The sequence below is a fragment of the Candidatus Thiothrix putei genome (assembly GCA_029972225.1).
GTDB lineage: Bacteria > Pseudomonadota > Gammaproteobacteria > Thiotrichales > Thiotrichaceae > Thiothrix > Thiothrix putei.
In genome coordinates, this window is the sequence record CP124756.1 from 2,191,037 (window position 1) to 2,210,392 (window position 19,356).

General features: G+C 51.5%; 19 protein-coding genes. 10 read left to right on the forward strand and 9 right to left on the reverse strand.

Annotation, left to right across the window (positions count from 1 at the left end):
- Window positions 1-17 precede the first annotated feature (17 nt).
- The gene (gene aroE, locus QJT81_11175; GenBank protein WGZ92441.1) at window positions 18-860 is read left to right on the forward strand and encodes a shikimate dehydrogenase; all 843 of its coding nucleotides are present in this window, start codon (window positions 18-20) and stop codon (window positions 858-860) included.
- Here the strand turns inward: aroE and QJT81_11180 are convergent.
- Complete coding sequence (locus tag QJT81_11180) at window positions 846-1,436, reverse strand: Maf family nucleotide pyrophosphatase (protein ID WGZ92442.1); 591 nt, start codon at window positions 1,434-1,436, stop codon at window positions 846-848. The genes aroE and QJT81_11180 overlap by 15 nt on opposite strands.
- Before the next feature lie 125 nt (window positions 1,437-1,561).
- Between QJT81_11180 and QJT81_11185 the strand changes: the two genes are divergently transcribed.
- The 8 genes from QJT81_11185 (at window position 1,562) to QJT81_11220 (ending at window position 8,333) form a co-directional block, all read left to right on the forward strand.
- On the forward strand, window positions 1,562-2,107 hold the full coding sequence (locus QJT81_11185) for a YceD family protein (GenBank protein ID WGZ92443.1): 546 nt from the start codon (window positions 1,562-1,564) through the stop codon (window positions 2,105-2,107).
- 6 nt (window positions 2,108-2,113) lie between these two features.
- Window positions 2,114-2,308: a 50S ribosomal protein L32 gene (rpmF, locus tag QJT81_11190; protein WGZ92444.1), complete on the forward strand. Its 195-nt coding sequence runs from the start codon at window positions 2,114-2,116 to the stop codon at window positions 2,306-2,308.
- Window positions 2,309-2,401: 93 nt separating this feature from the next.
- Window positions 2,402-3,430, forward strand: coding sequence for a phosphate acyltransferase PlsX (plsX, locus tag QJT81_11195; GenBank protein ID WGZ92445.1), 1,029 nt, complete (start codon window positions 2,402-2,404; stop codon window positions 3,428-3,430).
- Window positions 3,427-4,395: a beta-ketoacyl-ACP synthase III gene (locus tag QJT81_11200; GenBank protein WGZ92446.1), complete on the forward strand. Its 969-nt coding sequence runs from the start codon at window positions 3,427-3,429 to the stop codon at window positions 4,393-4,395. Before plsX ends, QJT81_11200 begins: the two co-directional genes overlap by 4 nt.
- A gap of 6 nt (window positions 4,396-4,401) precedes the next feature.
- Window positions 4,402-4,887: a CYTH domain-containing protein gene (locus QJT81_11205; protein ID WGZ92447.1), complete on the forward strand. Its 486-nt coding sequence runs from the start codon at window positions 4,402-4,404 to the stop codon at window positions 4,885-4,887.
- Window positions 4,888-4,894: 7 nt separating this feature from the next.
- Window positions 4,895-6,241, forward strand: a complete 1,347-nt coding sequence (locus QJT81_11210; protein ID WGZ92448.1) for a DEAD/DEAH box helicase — start codon at window positions 4,895-4,897, stop codon at window positions 6,239-6,241.
- An 86-nt stretch (window positions 6,242-6,327) separates the two neighbouring features.
- Window positions 6,328-7,458: a histidinol-phosphate transaminase gene (hisC, locus tag QJT81_11215; protein ID WGZ92449.1), complete on the forward strand. Its 1,131-nt coding sequence runs from the start codon at window positions 6,328-6,330 to the stop codon at window positions 7,456-7,458.
- Entirely contained in the window at window positions 7,455-8,333 is an 879-nt protein-coding gene (locus tag QJT81_11220; protein ID WGZ92450.1) for a prephenate dehydrogenase/arogenate dehydrogenase family protein, read from the forward strand. Before hisC ends, QJT81_11220 begins: the two co-directional genes overlap by 4 nt.
- Window positions 8,334-8,336: 3 nt before the next feature.
- Here QJT81_11220 and QJT81_11225 read toward each other — a convergent pair whose 3' ends face one another.
- The 8 genes from QJT81_11225 to QJT81_11260 all read right to left on the reverse strand — a co-directional run bounded on the left by QJT81_11225 (window position 8,337) and on the right by QJT81_11260 (window position 17,910).
- Window positions 8,337-9,644 (reverse strand): DUF58 domain-containing protein, encoded by a 1,308-nt coding sequence (locus QJT81_11225; GenBank protein WGZ92451.1) that lies wholly within the window; start codon window positions 9,642-9,644, stop codon window positions 8,337-8,339.
- Window positions 9,641-10,615: a MoxR family ATPase gene (locus tag QJT81_11230; GenBank protein ID WGZ92452.1), complete on the reverse strand. Its 975-nt coding sequence runs from the start codon at window positions 10,613-10,615 to the stop codon at window positions 9,641-9,643. Before QJT81_11230 ends, QJT81_11225 begins: the two co-directional genes overlap by 4 nt.
- Window positions 10,590-11,600, reverse strand: a complete 1,011-nt coding sequence (locus QJT81_11235; protein WGZ92453.1) for a DUF4350 domain-containing protein — start codon at window positions 11,598-11,600, stop codon at window positions 10,590-10,592. The genes QJT81_11230 and QJT81_11235 overlap by 26 nt, the downstream gene beginning before the upstream one ends.
- Entirely contained in the window at window positions 11,597-13,108 is a 1,512-nt protein-coding gene (locus tag QJT81_11240; GenBank protein ID WGZ92454.1) for a hypothetical protein, read from the reverse strand. Before QJT81_11240 ends, QJT81_11235 begins: the two co-directional genes overlap by 4 nt.
- Window positions 13,098-14,096 carry a stage II sporulation protein M gene (locus QJT81_11245; protein WGZ92455.1) on the reverse strand — a complete coding sequence of 333 codons (999 nt, stop codon included), beginning with the start codon at window positions 14,094-14,096 and terminating at the stop codon, window positions 13,098-13,100. Before QJT81_11245 ends, QJT81_11240 begins: the two co-directional genes overlap by 11 nt.
- Window positions 14,093-14,779 carry an RDD family protein gene (locus QJT81_11250; GenBank protein WGZ92456.1) on the reverse strand — a complete coding sequence of 229 codons (687 nt, stop codon included), beginning with the start codon at window positions 14,777-14,779 and terminating at the stop codon, window positions 14,093-14,095. Before QJT81_11250 ends, QJT81_11245 begins: the two co-directional genes overlap by 4 nt.
- A 63-nt stretch (window positions 14,780-14,842) precedes the next feature.
- A complete protein-coding gene (locus tag QJT81_11255) occupies window positions 14,843-16,045 on the reverse strand; it encodes an efflux RND transporter periplasmic adaptor subunit (GenBank protein ID WGZ92457.1) in 1,203 nt (400 codons plus the stop codon).
- A gap of 62 nt (window positions 16,046-16,107) precedes the next feature.
- Complete coding sequence (locus tag QJT81_11260) at window positions 16,108-17,910, reverse strand: endonuclease (protein ID WGZ92458.1); 1,803 nt, start codon at window positions 17,908-17,910, stop codon at window positions 16,108-16,110.
- 127 nt (window positions 17,911-18,037) lie between these two features.
- On the opposite strand from QJT81_11260, the gene icd reads away from it, so the two are divergent.
- A complete protein-coding gene (gene icd / locus QJT81_11265; protein ID WGZ92459.1) occupies window positions 18,038-19,291 on the forward strand; it encodes an NADP-dependent isocitrate dehydrogenase in 1,254 nt (417 codons plus the stop codon).
- The last annotated feature ends 65 nt before the right edge of the window (window positions 19,292-19,356 follow it).

The following is a 19,356-nucleotide window of genomic DNA, read 5'->3' on the forward strand; positions in this document are numbered from 1 at the left end:
TTGACAAAGTTCCAACCATGAAACAGACCCGCATCCCTGACAACTACGCCGTCTTCGGCAATCCCATTGCCCACAGCAAATCCCCGCGCATCCACACCCTCTTCGGCGCACAAACCGGCGAAGCCGTCGAATACGGTGCAATCTGTGCCGAACCGGAAGAATTCGCGCAAGACGTAATGATGTTTCTCGTGGCAGGAGGCAAAGGTTGCAATGTCACTGTGCCTTTCAAGCAAGAAGCGTGGGAGCTGGCGGATGAACTCAACGATTACGCCGCCCGTGCCAAAGCCGTGAATACGCTGGCATTCCGCGAGGATGGCACGATGATTGGGCATAACACCGATGGCATCGGCATCGTGCGTGACTTGCAGCAAAATCACGGCATTGCCTTACAGGGTAAACGAATTCTGTTATTAGGCGCAGGCGGGGCAGTGCGTGGCGTGTTGCAACCCTTGCTGGAAGCGCAGCCTGCGAGTTTATTCATTGCCAACCGTACTGCGGCGAAAGCGGTGGAACTGGCGGCGGATTTTGCAGGTTTGGGCAATGTTTCCGGTGGTGGCTTTACGGACATCAGTGGGCAATTTGACCTGATTATCAACGGCACGGCTGCCAGCTTGCAGGGCGAGCTACCGCCGCTGCCTGATGGTTGCTTAGCCGATAATGGCTGCACTTATGACATGATGTACAGCGCCAAGCCCACGGCGTTTGTGGCATGGGGCAGGGTGCAAGGCGCTGCTCAAGCTTTGGATGGTTTGGGGATGTTGGTTGAGCAAGCGGCTGAAGCGTTCTTTATCTGGCGCGGTGTGCGCCCTGACACCGCGCCGGTGTTGGCGCAATTGCGTGACGAATTAAGCCGCCAGTAAATTCACGCCAGCTTGTTTAAGCATTTGACTCAAGCGAATCAGTGGCAACCCCATTAATGCCGTGGGGTCGTCGCCCTGCATACGTTTAAACAAGGTGATTCCCAAACTTTCCGAACGGAAACTGCCCGCGCAATTATACGGTTGGTCTTTGCGCAGGTAGCTGTCAATTTCTGCATCGCTCAACTCGCGAAAATCCACCGCAAACGGTACGACATCCAATTGATACGACCCATCGCGGCTGTCATACAAGCACAAACCGGTCAGGAAGGCGACGCTTTGCCCAGAAGCGTTTTGCAATTGCTTAACGGCATTCTCATGGCTACCGGGTTTGCCAATGACTTGTTCGTGCAATACCGCGCATTGATCCGAGCCAATAATCAGCGCATCGGGATATTGTGCCGCGACCGCTTGCGCTTTTTGCAAGGATAAGCGCAACACCATGTCGCGGGCGCTTTCACCGTCATGACGGGTTTCATCAATATCCGGTGCGGCAGTTTCAAAGGGAATCGCCAAGCGCTGTATCAATTCGCGCCGATACGGGGAGGTCGAGCCAAGAATCAGTTGTCGGGTCATCATTAAGCCTGCTATCGCCTATCTGGTAGGAAAGTAGCGGATAATACGCAAGATATACACATTACCCAAGTAAAAAGGCTAGAAATTCCTTTACACATCATAGGCTGGATTCATATAATCCCGCGCTTATGTTGAACAGACTACCCGTAGACGTTAATCCTTTTAAACTGGTTGAGCAAGGAAGATGCCTAACCGGTGTTGTGCCGTTGCAGCAATTGCCGCGTTTAGCGGAAATCGCTTTGGATGGGACAGAGGATATGGCGGTCACATTGGACTTCACCCGCAGTATCGGCGGTCGCCCAATGATCAAGGGTCATATTCGCGGCAATGTACTGTTGGAATGCCAACGCTGTATGCAGCCCGTGACCATTGCCCTTGATGCGCCGCTGCAAGTAGCACTGACAACGTTTGAGTCGGATGAACGCCCCGAACAAGAAGGCTTAGAGGCTTGGTTGATCGAGGACGAACGGCTGTTTATACAGGATTTCGTTGAAGATGAAATTCTTCTGGCTCTGCCCTTAGTGGCAAAGCACGAACAGTGTGAACCGTTGCGCAAGTTGATTGAAGCCTTGCCATCGGATGAGCCTGTTACAGAAAATGGGCAAGCGGATGTTGCGGCAGATGCCAAAAAGAATCCGTTTGCAGTGTTAAAAAATTGGAAAAAACCGGAGTAACAGACTATGGCAGTCGGTCAAGCTCGAATGACTCGTTCAAAACGCGGTATGCGCCGTTCACACGACGCACTTTCTAACCCTACTTTGTCAGTGGATGCAACCACCGGTGAAACACACCTGCGTCATCACATGACTAAAGACGGTTTCTACCGTGGTCGTCAAATCATCAAAACAGCGGTTGCAGTGGAAGACGAAGCGTAAGTGGTAACACGTTGCGCTTGTTCTCAACACACTCAACAAAAATCGCGGGCATGACCCGCGATTTTTTTTCAAGCGAGCACTAGAGAGGATAGCATGGCAGAACAGTATCGCATTGCGCTGGATGCGATGGGGGGCGATCACGGTTTATCAGTAGTGGTTCCAGCCGCTCTGAACGCGTTGCAACAATACCGAGATATTGCGCTGATCTTAGTGGGTGATGAAACCCAAATCAACGCTGCTCTGGTACAGCATAAGGCGCTATCGACACCCAATCTGCGTATTCATCATGCCTCACAAGTGGTACACATGGATGAATCCCCAGCAGTCGCCTTGAAAAACAAAAAGGACTCCTCCATGCGAGTAGCCATTAACTTGGTTAAAGCGGGTGAGGCCAATGCGGCTGTTAGTGCCGGTAACACAGGGGCGTTGATGGCCACCGCCCGTTTTGTTTTGAAAACGTTACCCGGTATTGACCGCCCCGCGATTTGCACCGCGATTCCTTCCATGCACGGGCATACTCATATGCTGGACTTGGGCGCGAATGTTGATTCTGAAGCCGAACATCTGTACCAATTTGCGCTCATGGGGTCAGAATTGGTCAAAGCCATTGATAATAAAACTAACCCCAAAGTGGGTTTGCTCAATATCGGTCAGGAAGCGATTAAGGGTAATGAGCAGGTAAAAGCCGCCAATGCCTTGCTACAAGGTTGCCCGCTGAATTACATTGGCTATGTGGAAGGCGACGATATTTACCAAAGCGATGTCGACGTGGTGGTCTGCGACGGATTTGTCGGCAATGTTGCACTGAAAACCAGTGAAGGTTTGGCGAAAATGGTTTCTGCTCAACTCAAGGCTGGTTATAGTGCTAACCTGTTTACCAAATTAGCCGCGTTAATTTCCTTGCCCGTGCTGAAATCATTCCGACGTAAATTTGACCCTAGGCGCTATAATGGGGCAAGTTTGCTAGGCTTGCAGGGTATTGTGGTGAAAAGTCACGGTGGTGCGGATAGTTTAGCGTTTGCTAACGCCATCGGTATTGCTCGCAGTGCCGTTATCAGCAATGTCCCGCAACGTATTCATAAACAACTGGAAAGTTTGCACACACAGAGGCAGAGCGCATGATCTATTCTCGAATTACTGGTACTGGCAGTTACTTGCCGGAAAAAATCCTGACCAACCACGATCTCGAAAAGATGGTGGATACCACTGATGAGTGGATTTTTGAACGTACCGGCATTCGGGAACGCCACGTCGTGGAAATGGAAAGTGCCTCAGACATGGCAGAACACGCTGCCCGACGTGCCTTGGAAATGGCAGGCAAACGCCCTGAAGACGTTGACTTGATTATTGTCGGTACGTCCACCCCGGATTTGGTTTTCCCCAGCACCGCTTGTTTATTGCAAAACAATTTGGGGATTCGTAATGGTGGTGCGGCGTTTGACGTACAAGCGGCGTGTTCCGGTTTCGTGTTTGCCTTGAGCGTGGCAGATAAGTTTGTGCGCAGTGGCACGAGCAAATGCGCCTTAGTGGTCGGCTCAGAAGCCATGTCCAAAATTCTGGACTGGACGGATCGCGGTACCTGTATCCTGTTCGGCGATGGCGCGGGGGCTGTGGTATTGGAAGCCAGCGAGGAAGCAGGCATTCTGTCTACCCACATTCACGCGGATGGCGCTTATGAACATTTGTTGAGTGTGAATGCCGGTATTTCCCGCAATATAGAGATGCTGCGTGCTGAAGGCGCATTGCTGCAAATGCGCGGTAACGAAGTGTTTAAGGTGGCGGTCAATACCTTAGGGCGGATTGTGGATAAAACGCTTGAAGCTAACGGCATGACCAAAGCTGATGTGGATTGGTTAGTCCCGCATCAAGCGAATATCCGCATTATTCAAGCCACCGCGAAAAAGCTGGATATGTCGATGGATCATGTGGTGGTCACGGTCGAGTCACATGGCAATACTTCCGCAGCCTCTGTGCCGTTGGCCTTGGATACTGCCGTGCGTGACGGGCGCATTAAACGCGGCGAAATTATCCTGTTGGAAGCCTTCGGCGGTGGCTTTACGTGGGGTTCAGCTTTAATTAGGTTCTAGGTGCTAATGGCAACCGAAATCGAACGCAAATTTTTACTGGTATCGGATGCGTGGCGGGCGTTAATCAGCCGCTCGGAATCCTTCCGCCAAGGCTATTTGAGCAGCAGCAAACGTGCCTCAGTACGGGTGCGCATTGCTGATGACACCGCCACGCTCAATATAAAAGGCATGACTTTAGGCGTCCAACGCCCTGAATATGAATACGAAATCCCGTTGCCTGACGCGACGGAATTGTTAGATCAGTTGTGCGAACGCCCGCTGATTGAAAAGACCCGCCATTTCATCGAGTTTGGCGGCAAACTGTGGGAAATAGATGAATTCCACGGTGACAACGCAGGCTTAATTGTCGCGGAAGTCGAACTCGATGCACCGGATGAAGTAATCCCCATGCCCCATTGGGCAGGTGCAGACGTTTCACATTTGGAACGCTATTACAACGTCCGTCTTACGCAATATCCCTACAGCCAATGGTCGGCTGAGGAACGAGGTTAATTACACCATGCTATTTTCTGAACTCGGCTTGTCCGAGCCGCTGTTGCGTGCCATCAGCGAACAGGGTTACGACACCCCAACCCCTATCCAAGCACAAGGCATTCCTGCTGTCCTATCCGGTCGCGACATTATGGCTGCGGCGCAAACGGGCACTGGCAAAACCGCTGGTTTCACCTTGCCGATGCTGCATTTGCTCTCGGCTAACGGCAATGCGCCCAAATCCAACCACATCCGCGCTTTAGTGCTGACGCCGACCCGTGAATTGGCGGCTCAAGTCGGCGAAAGTGTGCGCGATTACGGCAAAAACCTGCCACTGACCTCTACCGTCGTGTTCGGTGGCGTGAGTGCCAACCCGCAAATGATGGCGTTACGCCGTGGCTTAGACATTCTGGTGGCAACACCGGGGCGTTTGCTGGACTTGTATGACCAAAACGCCGTGAAATTTTCCCAAGTGGAAATGCTGGTGCTGGATGAAGCGGATCGTATGTTGGACATGGGTTTCATCCGCGACATCCGTAAGATTCTGGCGTTGCTGCCGAAACGTCGCCAAACCTTGATGTTTTCCGCGACCTTCTCCGATGACATCGTGGCGCTGACCAAGGGTTTATTGAATAACCCGGTGCAAATCTCGGTTAGCCCACGCAATGCTGCGGCAAATACCGTGACGCAATCGGTTTTCTTGGTGGATAAAGCGCGTAAAACCGCTTTGTTGAGCCACTTAATCCGTGAAAATCAGTGGGAACAGGTGCTGGTATTCTCGCGCACCAAACACGGCGCGAACCGTTTGGCGGAAAAGCTCGAACGCGATGGTGTCACCGCTGCGGCGATCCACGGCAACAAAAGCCAAGGAGCACGTACCAAAGCACTGGCGGATTTCAAGCAAGGCAATATTCGCGTGCTGGTAGCGACCGACATTGCGGCGCGTGGCTTGGATATTGAACAGTTGCCACACGTCATCAACTTCGAGTTGCCGAACGTGTCGGAAGATTACGTGCATCGTATCGGGCGTACTGGGCGTGCGGGCGCAACGGGTGAAGCAATTTCCTTGGTTGAGCCGGAAGAATACGGTTTCCTCAAAGGCATCGAAAAGCTCATCAAGCAGCAATTGCCGCGTGAACCGTTGCCTACGATCAGCGTTGCGCCAACTCGTGCCTTGACTGCCGCCGAGATTGCTAAAGATGCGGAAGCGGATCGTCCGCGTCCTGCGCAACATCGCCCTGCGAATCGTCGTACCAAATCGCAAAAGACTGAAACGCGCAAAGCCGCTGGTTTGCCGCCTGTGAAAAAAGCGGAAGGTGCAGCAGCGAGCAAGCCACGTCGCCGTCGCCCGAATAAGCCGAAAGCGGTCGCGTAAACCCCGCATTGTCAGCCGCTGCTCTTGGCAAGCGCGGCTGGCTGTGATTGAATGCCTGACTGATTTTTTGCTTATTCAGGCCAATCATGCAAACGACTGTTGATTTCAAAACACTGGCGGTAACAGGGGTGCAAGCCTTGCAACCCTATCAGCCCGGCAAACCCATCGAAGAGCTGGAGCGCGAACTGGGGATTAGCAATATCCTCAAACTGGCTTCCAACGAAAATCCCCTCGGCGCAAGCCCCAAAGCGCAAGCGGCGCTGGCTACCGCTCTCAAATCGCTGGAACTTTACCCTGACGGCAGTGGTTATCAGTTGAAAGCGGCGATTGCGGACAAGTTTGGTTTGCAAAGCGCACAAATCACTTTAGGTAACGGTTCTAATGATGTGTTAGACATCATTGCCCGTGCATTTCTGGATAATAGCCGTGCTGCCGTTTTTTCAGAATATGCGTTTGCGGTTTACCCGATTGTGATTCAATCTGTCGGTGCGGAATTGCAGCCTGCTAAAGCGAATCCGTCTACGCACGATACCATGCCTTATGGGCATAATCTGGCAAACCTTGCCGCGAAAATTACCGATAAAACCCGCGTGGTGTTCATTGCGAACCCAAATAATCCGACAGGGACGTGGTTGGGTAAGGAAGAGCTGCACCGTTTTCTAAGCCGCGTGCCGGAAGATGTGATCGTGGTGATTGACGAAGCCTACACCGAATACGTGACCGACCCGACCTTCCCGAATGCCTTAGCGTGGCTGGCAGAATTCCCGAATTTGATTGTAACGCGCACGTTTTCCAAGATTTACGGTTTGGCAGGGTTACGGGTGGGTTATGCAGCCTCCAACCCTGCGATTGCGGATATGCTGAATCGGGTGCGTCAGCCCTTCAATGTGAATTCACTGGCTCTGGCGGCGGCGCAAGCGGCGTTGGGCGATGATGATTTTCTTGAGCGCAGTGTGGCAACCAATGCGGCAGGTTTGCAGCAATGGTTTGCGGCGTGTGCCGAGAATGGCTGGGAATACATGCCGACAGCGGGCAATTTTATCACCATCAATATGCAGCGTCCGGCAGCACCGTTATATGATGCATTGTTGCGTGAAGGCGTGATTGTGCGCCCGATTGGTGGGTATGGTTTGCCGCAACATTTGCGGATTACGGTTGGCACGGCTGCGCAGAATACGCGCTGTATCAATGCGTTGCAGAAGGTTCTTACCGCGTGATTAAAAAGCTGGTTATCTTTGGTGTCGGACTGATCGGCGGGTCGCTGGCGTTGGCATTGCGTGAAGCACATTTCTGCGAAACGGTGGTGGGGTGCAGTCGCAATGCGGTGCATTTGCAAAAAGCGGTGGAGTTGGGGGTGATCGACAGCTTCAGCCTTGACCCGGCGGAGGCGGTGCGCGATGCCGATATGGTCTTGTTGGCTGTGCCGATGGGTGCAATGCGGTACTTATTGCAGCAAATCAAACCGGCATTGTCGGCGGATGCGATTCTTACCGATGCAGGCAGCACCAAGGGCAGTATCGTGGCGGAGGTCGCTCAAGTTTTCGGTGCAGATTTCCCCCGTTTTGTGCCGGGGCATCCGATTGCAGGGCGTGAAAAGAGCGGGGTGGAAGCGGCAATTCCTGATTTGTACGTCAACCGCCGTGTGATTTTGACCCCGCAGGCGCACACGGACGCCGATGCCGTTGCGAAGGTTGAGGCTATGTGGCGCGTGACGGGCGCATTGCTAGAACAAATGCCGGTGGAATTGCATGATCAGGTGTTGGCGGCAACCAGCCATTTGCCGCATGTGCTGGCATTTTCGCTGGTGGATACGCTGCTGAATATGCCGCAACGCGAAGATATTTTGCGTTATGCGGCGGGTGGATTTCGTGATTTTACCCGCATTGCATCCAGCGATCCGGTGATGTGGCGGGATATTTGCCTGACGAACAGAGCGGCGATTCTTGAGGTGATTAATGCTTTCCAACACAATTTGGGTGAATTTGCTGCTTTGATTGAAGCACAGGATGGCGAAGCGCTGCACAAGCGTATGACACATGCCAAACAAGCCCGTGACAATTATGTTGCCCAATTTGAGGCGCAACAGCCGTAGACGCTACAGCAAACCACTCCGTTTAATATCCAGATAGTGGTTAATCAAATTCACCGATAATTCTGCGGGTGGTACATCCAAACAACGAATCCCTGCTGCCCGCACCCGGTTCAGGGTTGCCTCGCGTGTTGCCAAGTAATGCTGTACGGCAGCGGTATGTAAGGCATCTTCCAGATTATCCACGGGTGCATCTAGCGCTTGATCGATGGCTTGTTCGCGCATACTCGCCAACAGTACCAGATGGCGTTTGCGCAGGATATGCAAAGCGGGTAATAAGTCATCCAAATCCTCATCCCGCAAATTAGTCAGGAGTACAATCAAGGCACGTTTTTTCTGGCGTACCAGCAGTTCAGTGGCTGCTTGCGCATAATCTGGGGCGTGGGTAGTCGGTTGTAAATCATACAACGCATTCAGCATATGCTGCACATGGTGTTGCCCCTTGTGGGCGGGTAGCCAGCGATGTTGCCCCGCAAAACTGCCTAACCCGACCGCATCGCCTTGGCGTAATGCCACGTAAGTTAACAGTAAAATGGCGTTCAAGGTGTGATCGAAATGCGACAGTTCGTCATCTTTCGCCAGCATCCGATGCCCGCAATCCAGTAAGAAAATGATTTCTTGATCGCGTTCATCCTGATATTCACGGGAAATGGGTTTGCGCATTCGGGAACTGGCTTTCCAGTCAATTTGACGCAGACTGTCGCCAGCACGGTACTCACGTAATTGATGGAAATCCTGACCCTCACCCCGGCGGCGTTTTTTCATAATACCCATGTGACTGAGGTGATGATCCGTTGCCATGAGCGCATATTGCGCTACAGCCGCAAAGTTAGGGTATACCTTGGTTGCGGAGGCTACCGGTAGCTTGACGTCATGCCACCACAGTTGCAGGGGGGATAGAATCCGCAGTTGCAAGCAAGGGAAGTGCAGTTTGCCGCGTTCGTTCGCGGTTATTTCATACAAAGGTTCAGCGAATTTGCCTACTGCTAACCCTAAGCGAAGTGGAAAACCTTGAGTGCTAACTTCCAAAGGAAAATGATCGAAAACCTCCAGTGTGAGGGAGCGCTTGCTGGTATTGTGAATCCGCAATTGTACAGTACGTTTCACGCCCAACGGTAAGGAGTGTGGCACAAACCGTTCAGCACGCGGTATTGGTTCTGTTACGACCAGCAATAAATCAGCGAACGCCAGCAGTAAGCTGATACCAACGGTCACATACCAGACACCGATGAGGTCAGGGAAAATGCTGGCAAACAAGGCGATCACTGCATTCACGCCAACCAGTTGAAAGCTGCGGCGAGCGGGCAATATCATGAACGGGGTGCTTCGGTCTTGTCGAGAACGGCGGTTAATAAGTGGTCGGCATTATACCCTTCTAGTTCCATTTCTGGTGTCAATGAAACCCGGTGGCGCAGTACGGGTAAACAGACTTGTTTGATGTCATCCGGGTGCACGAAGTCGCGTCCTGCCAGCAAAGCATTAGCACGCGCAGCACGAATCAGCGCGATACTGCCGCGCGGCCCGGCTCCAAAGCGCAGTCCTTGCCAATGACGAGTGGCACGGGTAATACGTACCGCGTAATCCAGCACCGCGACATCCACGGCAATATCAGCGACCACTGTTTGCATTGCCATGACTTGTTCAGGGGTGGCAATCGCTTGCAGATTATTCAAGTTGAAACGATCACCGATTTGTTTGTCAGTGACGACCATAACCATTTCCGCTTCTTCCTCTAATGCGGGGTAGTCAATGAATACTTTTAGTAGGAAGCGATCCAGTTGGGCTTCGGGCAATGGGTACGTGCCTTCTTGTTCCAGGGGATTTTGGGTAGCCAGTGTCATGAAGGGCAGGGGGACAGGCAAGGCTTTACCTTCGATCGTGACCTGCTGCTCTTGCATGACTTCCAATAAAGCGGATTGGGTTTTTGCCGGTGCACGATTGATTTCATCCGCCAACAATAGATTGGTGAATACCGGCCCTTTGCGCACGTTGAAACTCTGGTGTTGCATGTCGAACAGTACATGTCCGCTGATGTCCGCAGGCATCAAATCAGGGGTAAACTGGATACGGGCAAATTGCCCGGAAATGGTGCGGGCAAGGGCGCGTACCAGCAGGGTTTTGCCAAGACCGGGTACACCTTCAATCAACACATGCCCACCTGCGAGTAACGCAATGAGGGTTTCGCGTACCACTTGTTTTTGCCCTATCAGTGCTTTGCTGATTTCATGGCGGATGTTTTCTGCCAGTTGGCTGGCTTGTTCAAGCGTCAGGGTTGCTGTTGTCATGTTGTTTCCTTGTGCCTGTTAGTAGTTGAGTGACACGTGCGGCGAAAGCAGCGTATTGGGCATCACCGTGTTGTTGATGGCGTTGCCACATGAATAGACCGCTGGCATGGATATGTTCCAAAATACGGCGGCGTGCGGGGGCTGGTTTGGGAATCATCGGGCCAAAGCGTGGGCTGAGAGCCAGCAGGGTTAGTGGGATAAGGCTTGCCAACGTTAGTACCAATGCCCAGGCATGTTCCCATAACAGTTGCCAGAGGGGGGGCATATCATCTTGATGGATAAGCCAGACTGCTTGTGGTTCATCGTGTAAGCCGTGCAGCATGTACCAGAAAAATTCTGCATGGTCGTAATCGTCAATCGCGGGGTTTTCGATAAAATCTAGGTTAGCGGCCAGGGTGATTAAACCATCACCGCGCTCCAGTTCTAAAAGCCAGGCGGCATTGTTGTAATGTTGTGGGTAGGCTTGTTCCGCAGTGGTATTGAGTGCATAGAAAAACTCTGGGTCAACTTGCAGCGGGTGGCTCATGGTAGAAAGTTCTGCTTCTAGCGGCAGATCGTCATCGTCGGGGATAATATGCTCGCCGGTTGTTACGCCTAAAGCCAGTTGTAGCAAATCATTGCTGGCTGAGGCTTCAACGTCAGTTTCTGCAAGGGTTTGACGCACACGGGTAATGAGATGTCCGCCACGTTCCACCCATGCAAGGATCTCATCCACGGTTGCGCGTGACAGAGTATAACGATCCGTGTCGATGACCAGCACCGTGTTGGTATCCGGTAGCCTTTGCAGGCTCTCTTTGCGCTCAGCGGGGATGCCCATGCGTTTCAGAAATAAGCGGGCAGCGAAGAGTGGATTCTCTCGTGCTTCTCCGCGAAACCCGATGTATTCGTCAACTTCTTTGTATTCATAGGTATTCAGGAACCAGAGCACACCGGTGGTTGTGACTAGGGCAACAAACAGACCGATGAGAATGGATTGGAGCTTCATCCGTGCTCCTTGAAATCACTCCAGCCCTGCCAGAGGAGTTCCAGTGCGGCGGTGTTCGGGGTGCGGTGGGCGTAGGCTATTTCTTGCCATGCATGAGTCGCTGCCCGTAACCAGATAAGCCGCGCGTTGCTTAGGTGTGACTGTGCCAAGTTTAGGATGTCGCCTTCTGTGTGGCTTTCTTTCACGCCCAAATGGTCATGGCGCGTTAAACGCATCAAGGCTCCCCGGTACAATAGGCTGAGGGCATCACGGTGTTGACCCGCTTCCCATAAGCGTTTACTGGCAGCAGCAATATCATCCGGTAAGGATTCTGGGCGAATATCCATGCCGAACAGGATGTTCGGTGGCGGCGATGTGGGCAATTTACGTTTGGTGGGTTTTAGTAAGGCCAGAATGCGTTGACGGTATACAAGTGCCATGACGAGCAGCACAATGACCGCAACCCACAGGAGGAGTTTGGTGATATTAGCAAACAGCAGTTGCAGGGATTTGGCAAGGGCTGCGGGGTCTTCCGATTTTTCTTGTTCCGGGTTGCGTGCAATCCACTGCATTTGGGTGCGCATTCCGGCGAGTTCCTCGCGTTGCATGACGGTACTAATCTGTGTTGCGGCTTCTGCTGGGGGAAGGCGTTCAGATGCTAAGTATTCACTAACGGTAGTATTTGCCCATGATGTAACCGGCAGCAGTGTGGGCAAACCTGCCAACAACAGGCTCGCCAATAAAAGTGTCAGCGGCTGTCGTGCCAGTTGACCAAGGCGTTTTCCCAAATGACGAAAAGCCAGTTCAATATCCCACGCTTCCAATTGGGTGCGGCGATTCAAGTACAGGCTGAAACTGGCGGCTACGTACAACGGTTCAATCACCAGAATAGTCAACGTATACAGTAGCAAGTACAGCAGGTTGCCCCAATATTGCGTTTCCGTATCCAATGTTTCGGTGAACGCACTGAGCATGTAATCCCATGAACCATCCGTGGGGTCAAGGATGATAATGAGTACATACAAGCTGGCAGTCACGACATATTCCAGATGCAAACAGGCAATCGTCAGCCAGATAGCTTGAGAGTGGCCTTGCAGGTGCAGCAACGCTTGACGTTCTGCCCGTGCTTTGCCGCGCAATTGTTCCAATTGCCAAATAGACAGGTTGAAACCACGCGACAAGGAGAAACGCCGCCATGTTAATGCACTGAATAGCCCAGTATGACGTATCAAGTCAGGAAGAGCGCTAAACACGGCTGCGGTGGATAAGTGCTGGTTAAACATCTGGTGGCTCAGAATATGCAATAATACCCGATCATACAAAGGCTTAAACCACCATAAGGCGATGGGTATATAGCCTTTGTAAGCATCTGGCGTCACCACCCAAGCGATGAGTGCAAAGCTACCGAGTAGCAGTATCCAAGCGGGAAAAATCCAGCGGGTATGGTGTCGCACTAGCGCAAAGCCTAAATCAACAGCTTCCCAAGGGGAACGTAAACGGATATTTGCCGTGAGGTTGTCAAGTTTCATCCGTGACTTCCTCGCGCCCTAAAAAGGCGAAATAGCCAATGACTAGCAGCCATAATGCAATGCCAATGGCATATTTTATCAACAAAGGAATCCATGTTTGTGACGACCAAAAGGCTTCCACAAATGCCGCCATGATGAATAGTGTTGCCGCACCGTAAACAATTAAAATGGCCTCTTGTGCATTATCGCGTAATGCCAGCGTCCGCGATTTACGCCCCGGTATAATCAAGGCGGCTGCCAATTTAAACCCTGCTGCTCCCGATAACACAATCGCAGTTAACTCGAAAGCGCTATGCCCTGCCACAAATCCCCAAAAAGTTTCGGTATAACCGATTTGTGTCAAATGCCCGGCGGCTGCCCCAATGTATAAGCCGTTGAACAGCAGAAAGAACACGCTACCTAAACCGTATAATAAGCCACCTGCAAATACCTGAAAACCAATGCCAGTATTATTCTTAATGTAAAACCCGAACATATACACATCGCTATCGGCTTCACGTTCGCGCCCAAAGCGTGAAGCACGTTGCGGGTCATACATGTTTTCCATATTGGCGACTGTTGTACCATCCATGACCGAATACACCAGTTCCGGTTCGAGTTGTATGGCAATCAGTATGGCAAAAAAACTACCGAAAAACAGCATTCCCGCTAACAGCATCGCTTGCCATTCGCGCCGCACTAATTGCGGTAAATCCTGAAAATAAAACTGAATGAAGCGATGGGCGAAATGCAGCCTTGAGGTATACAAACTGTGATGCCCGCGTGTCACCAGATCGTTGAGTTGCGCAATCAATAGCGGGCTGTACATGCGGGATTGTGCTAACGCTAAATGGTGGCACAGTTGGCGGTAGGCACGAGGAAAATCGAGAGCAGGTGCGGTTAAAACGTCACGTTCACGTTGCTTTTTAGGGATTTGTTGATAATCAAGCCATGCAGCAATTTGATCCCACAGCGGTTGATAGTGTTGAATGAATTGCTCTTGTTTCATGTTCTACCGCCGCCGGTTAGCCAGCGGGCAATGCCTTGCAACCAGCAGGTAGGATTTTCTTGTTGTGCGACCAAGACGCCTGTCATTTGAGCGAGTTCTTCCAGGCGCGAAGGGGTGAGGGTATGGCTACGTTGCGCAAATAATATGATGGCTTGTTGTTCTGGCAAGGTAAGCGCGACTTCTGGGCGTATCGGTTCAACGTTCATCACAGCGTTATGTCCATTGCGGTAGGTTTTATGGAGCACTACCGTATTTGCCGCCAAATCACCGAGGCGTTGAAAACGTTGATTGAGCATCATGCTGGCAAAGCCAAAACCGTACAGTAAGGGCAAAAAATCCACTACTCGTAGTAAGTTACGGACTAAAGAGGCAGTGGCTGTTACCGGACTGGCATCGGCTTGTGCCACGTAGAGGTCAAACATTTTTTTGCCGGGTGTTTGCCCTTGATGGCGCAACTCAAAATAGACGGGATAAAACCATTCCAAGAGAAAGGTGAGGATCAGAGCAATTCCCATACCCATTCTGCCGAAGATGGCAAGAGCGGCAAAGAGCAAAGCGCTGATGAGTATGCGTAACAACAAATCCAATGCCCATGCTAATAAACGTGGCGCAGGGCCTGCGGGTGACAGTTGTAAAGCAATGCCTTCAGGCGTGTTGACCGTATAGGTGGTGTCTAATCTCATGTAAGACCACAGTTTATCCCTGTTCCTCCCCTGATATGGGGAGGTTAGGTTTTGTTTTTAGAATTATTTTGCTGGCGGGGAGGGAACCGGAGCAGGTGTTGGCGTTGAGTTAACAGGTGTTGGGTTAACCGTAGTCGGCATCCAACCAGATGTAACCCCCGTAGGTGGGTTGTTAATGATTTTCTCACCCGGATTCAAACCCGAAATAACGGCTACTTTGCTACCGCCATTCTGCTCTGCACCCAAACGTACCATACGCAGTTCAGAGGTATTGTCGTCTTTAACCACCAAAACACCCGGTAAACTGCTGCCTTTCATCAACGCAGAGCGCGGAATCACGGTGACTTGGCTGCCGCCCTTTTTGTTTTCAGGCACATAAATTTCCGCGTACATACCCGGTGCGGTGGTGATTTCCATCGGAATATCAAACTTTACCGTGACCGTGTGGCGGCTAGGATCGGCGATAGGGTAAATTTCGGAAACCCGTACCGAGGTGTCGGTACTGCCGTCAATGCGTGCCGGTAACAGCATGTCTTTGCTCAAATTGCCGACCAGACCGGAAGGCACATCGGCTTGCAAGCGTTTGTATTTGACGTAGCCGAATTTGACCAGTGGTTGACCGGGTTGCACGGTATCACCCACTTCGACCATTTTTTCGAGGATAATGCCTTCAAACGGTGCAAGAGCGCTGGCATCACGTAAGGCAGAGTCGATTTCCTGCAACTGCGACATGGCTTGCTGGAGCTGGCCTTGTGCTTGCGAAACGGCTGACATAGCATTGGTTAAATCGCCCTGACGGATGGTGTCAGAGTCATAACCGCCCATGAACGATTCCGCAAACGGGCGCACTGCCATGCGGTCAAACATGGATGGCATCCCAAAACCGGGCATTGCGCTTACATCTTTGCTGCGTGGTGAAGTCATTTCACGGTAATACTGGGCTTGCGCGTTTTGTACGCCAGCTTGTGCAATGGAAATTTGTGCAACCACGGCGTTACGCTTGGCCATGAGTTGGGCTTCGTCAATCTTGAAGACAACCGCGCCTTCCGTCAGATTAGTACCCACCGCGCCCGCAACGTATTTCACCACACCGGGGATCTGGGCGATCAAGGTCACTTCTTTGTACGGAATAACGGTGCTACCCAAGACCGATTGCGAACGAGCGCCTGCGGTTTCAACTTGAATGATTTCAGCGGCTTGTACAGCAAATGTGCTGGCAAACAAACCAGCGATTAACAATACCGACGCTTTTTTGCGTATAGTCATGTGATTCTTTATCCTCAAAGCGGGCAATTCAACAAATTAGGGCATATTAGCATGATTTCGCGTTATTGCCGGTATTCAATGGAAGCCAGCAAGTCGCGATTATTCAGCAATTGTAATGCATTTTCAGGTGTATCAATAAACGGATTTCGGATACCCAAGCGGGAATGTACCCAGTTATTGTAAGCAAGTTCCCACGCACTGGGGCTGTCTACCTTTGCCCAGTGTACCAGAGTCGCAATGTGGCGATTATAAAGTTCGTCGATTTCGTATACCAGCAACATGTACAACAGTGCACGGGCAATGTCGCCCCGGTTACTGGAGGGGATGACCCATTCGTGATCCGCATCAAAGCCCGTGGCAGCGCTGAAACTATCCGGGTGTAGGGTGAGGTTGTACGGCCGCACAATTTTATCGCCGTCCAGATCGAAATTGAAGTTAGAGCGTTTGGCATTCAAGCCGCGTTCCGAGGGGGCGAAATTGAACGGGTTGGTGCTTGCCCCATTGCGTACATGACGCGGTGCGTTTTTGTAAGTAAGGTAACGGTCTAAGAAATCGCGGGGGATAATGTGTTCAATGCTGTGATGTTGCTTCTGGTACAGCTCATTGATGGGAACTGTGCCGTAAATCGACGTGACCCAGCCGTATTCGTTATCGAAGAAAAATGACCAGAAGTTTTTCCATTTGGCGGTGCTGTCCCATTGTTTGAAATGTTCACGCGCTTGGAATACACCTCCGGCATACGCCACAAAATCCTGCCGGGTGAGAATATCAGCAACGTGTTTAATGCTGTGGGCGGGGCGTTGGTGAATACTATTGGCGTAGTCTGGGGGCGCATTACAAGGCAGCAGTTCCACGCAAACTTGCCCGTGATCGGACTGCAAGCGTTCGGCAGTCCCGTCGGTTTCCAAATGCTGATTCCAGACTTCGTAATGCGCCACTTCAGCTTTGGCATCGGTATTTTTAGGATTAAGCGCATTGGAGACGAGGATATAGTCGAGTACGCAGCCGGTGCCGCGATGAATCTTGGTAAACGGGCGTACCCGCTGCCGCATATTCGGGGCAAGTCGGAAGCTATCTGCCAAGCGGTACGTGTATAACCACGAGGCAATGCCTTCTGGCCAGTGTTCTGCTTCTAAGCCGCCAATCGTGTAAATACGTTCCTGCATGGTCAGGGCTGCGAGTGGAATGGAATTTTCACTGTCATTCATATCGCCCAGCACCGCAATGGGGTGAGTCGCATCCTGTTCTAATCGGCGCACAATGTGGTGGTAGAGCAGGGTGGCTTCTAAACCCCGTTGCAAGAGGGAGGCAATCGTACCGCGTGATAAGCGTTGCAAGGTATCGGCGACACGGTGCTGCCATTCCAGCGTATCCGGGTAACGCATATCCAAGGTAGTGGGGCGTTTGGATTTCAGGTGTGACACGTAGACGGTCAATATCCCAAAATCAGGCACTTGCACATCCACACAGATAGGAACGCGGCTAAACCGGAAATTCTCAGGAATCGGCAATTCATCACGCACAGCGTTTGCAATGTCGACTGGATGAACCGTAACGATCGGAAAGCGCGAGGCTAATGCGACCACGGACTTGCAATACACCAATGGATCATCGTCACGCACACCGGAAGTGTCAACGTGAACAAAATGCGGATACCCCGCCGCTGAACACAATTGCTGAAGTTCGGGGATGCTGAATACTTCTTGAAAGCCCACGATGTCTGCATTCATTTGGTGCAGGCGTGTGCTAATCCAGTGCTGTTTTTGCTCCCACTCGGCGGGCGTAAAGGTATTGTGTTCCGTGTGTTCATGCCAGTAATACCCGTGGGCGGCAAACTGGTAGAGGTTAAAAGTGGCAAGTTTCATGTTTTTTGGTCTCCTTCTTGCAGTCACCATCCTTACACGTTTCAGCAGTGTATGCCAAGCGTGCGGGAATTGTTTATAATGCCCGCTACGCGCAGAGAGACAACCACCAAAATTGGAGAGAGTATTGATGTACCAACATATCAAAGTTCCCGCACACGGCGAGAAAATCACAACGAATGCTGATTATTCCCTGAATGTGCCGAACAACCCGATTATTCCGTACATTGAAGGGGATGGCATTGGCGTTGACATCAGCCCCGTTATGATGAAGGTCGTTGATGCTGCTGTGCAAAAAGCTTACGGCGGGGAGCGCAAAATCGCTTGGATGGAGGTGTATGCCGGTGAAAAAGCCACCCAAGTTTACGGTGAAGATGTTTGGTTGCCGGATGAAACGGTGGATGCTGTCAAGGAATTTGTGGTGTCCATCAAAGGCCCGTTGACCACGCCGGTCGGTGGCGGGATTCGTTCGTTGAACGTTAAGCTGCGTCAGGATTTGGATTTGTACCTGTGTCTGCGCCCGATTCGTTACTACGATGGTGTTCCCAGCCCCGTGAAAGAACCGGAAAAAACCAATATGGTCATTTTCCGTGAAAATTCCGAAGACATTTACGCGGGGATTGAATGGGCAGCAGAATCCCCCGAAGCCAAAAAAGTCATTGAGTTTTTGATGAAGGAAATGGGTGTTACTAAAATTCGTTTCCCTGAAACGTCTGGGATTGGCATTAAGCCGGTTTCGCGTGACGGCACGAAACGTTTAGTGCGCAAAGCGATTCAATACGCAATTGACAATGACCGTGACTCAGTAACACTGGTGCACAAAGGTAACATTATGAAGTTTACCGAAGGTGCATTTAAAAACTGGGGCTATGAACTGGCTAAAGAAGAGTTTGGCGCGGTAGACATCGACGGGGGGCCTTGGTGCTCAATGAAGAATCCGTTGAATGGCAAGGAAATTATCGTTAAAGACGTGATTGCGGATAACTTTCTGCAACAAATCTTGTTGCGCCCAGAAGATTATTCGGTGGTGGCAACCCTGAACCTGAATGGCGATTTTGTGTCTGATGCTCTAGCGGCTCAGGTGGGCGGGATTGGTATTGCCCCCGGTGCGAATTTGTCTGATACCATCGCAATGTTTGAAGCGACCCACGGTACGGCACCGAAGTTTGCAGGTTTGGATCAGGTTAACCCCAGTTCCATCGTATTATCCGCCGAAATGATGCTGCGTCACATGGGCTGGTTGGAAGCGGCTGATTTGATTAACAAAGGTACGGCAGGGGCGATTTCCTCTAAGCGTGTGACCTTTGACTTTGCCCGCATGATTGACGGGGCAGAAGAAATTGCTTGCTCAAAATTCGGCGATAATGTGATCGCTCACATGTAACGCTCGGTACGCGATTGTGTGTCAACAGGCGGCCTGAGTGTCGCCTGTTTTTTTATTAGGACACT

Excerpts from the sequence above, each read along its gene's own strand:
- QJT81_11210 (WGZ92448.1), top strand. The coding sequence starts at position 4,895 with ATGCTATTTTCTGAACTCGGCTTGTCCGAGCCGCTGTTGCGTGCCATC.
- QJT81_11250 (WGZ92456.1), bottom strand. The coding sequence starts at position 14,779 with ATGAGATTAGACACCACCTATACGGTCAACACGCCTGAAGGCATTGCT.
- QJT81_11255 (WGZ92457.1), bottom strand. The coding sequence starts at position 16,045 with ATGACTATACGCAAAAAAGCGTCGGTATTGTTAATCGCTGGTTTGTTT.
- QJT81_11230 (WGZ92452.1), bottom strand. The coding sequence starts at position 10,615 with ATGACAACAGCAACCCTGACGCTTGAACAAGCCAGCCAACTGGCAGAA.
- QJT81_11240 (WGZ92454.1), bottom strand. The coding sequence starts at position 13,108 with ATGAAACTTGACAACCTCACGGCAAATATCCGTTTACGTTCCCCTTGG.
- icd (WGZ92459.1), top strand. The coding sequence starts at position 18,038 with ATGTACCAACATATCAAAGTTCCCGCACACGGCGAGAAAATCACAACG.
- rpmF (WGZ92444.1), top strand. The coding sequence starts at position 2,114 with ATGGCAGTCGGTCAAGCTCGAATGACTCGTTCAAAACGCGGTATGCGC.
- QJT81_11245 (WGZ92455.1), bottom strand. The coding sequence starts at position 14,096 with ATGAAACAAGAGCAATTCATTCAACACTATCAACCGCTGTGGGATCAA.
- aroE (WGZ92441.1), top strand. The coding sequence starts at position 18 with ATGAAACAGACCCGCATCCCTGACAACTACGCCGTCTTCGGCAATCCC.
- QJT81_11180 (WGZ92442.1), bottom strand. The coding sequence starts at position 1,436 with ATGATGACCCGACAACTGATTCTTGGCTCGACCTCCCCGTATCGGCGC.
- plsX (WGZ92445.1), top strand. The coding sequence starts at position 2,402 with ATGGCAGAACAGTATCGCATTGCGCTGGATGCGATGGGGGGCGATCAC.
- QJT81_11235 (WGZ92453.1), bottom strand. The coding sequence starts at position 11,600 with ATGAAGCTCCAATCCATTCTCATCGGTCTGTTTGTTGCCCTAGTCACA.
- QJT81_11260 (WGZ92458.1), bottom strand. The coding sequence starts at position 17,910 with ATGAAACTTGCCACTTTTAACCTCTACCAGTTTGCCGCCCACGGGTAT.
- QJT81_11225 (WGZ92451.1), bottom strand. The coding sequence starts at position 9,644 with ATGATATTGCCCGCTCGCCGCAGCTTTCAACTGGTTGGCGTGAATGCA.
- QJT81_11200 (WGZ92446.1), top strand. The coding sequence starts at position 3,427 with ATGATCTATTCTCGAATTACTGGTACTGGCAGTTACTTGCCGGAAAAA.
- QJT81_11185 (WGZ92443.1), top strand. The coding sequence starts at position 1,562 with ATGTTGAACAGACTACCCGTAGACGTTAATCCTTTTAAACTGGTTGAG.
- hisC (WGZ92449.1), top strand. The coding sequence starts at position 6,328 with ATGCAAACGACTGTTGATTTCAAAACACTGGCGGTAACAGGGGTGCAA.
- QJT81_11205 (WGZ92447.1), top strand. The coding sequence starts at position 4,402 with ATGGCAACCGAAATCGAACGCAAATTTTTACTGGTATCGGATGCGTGG.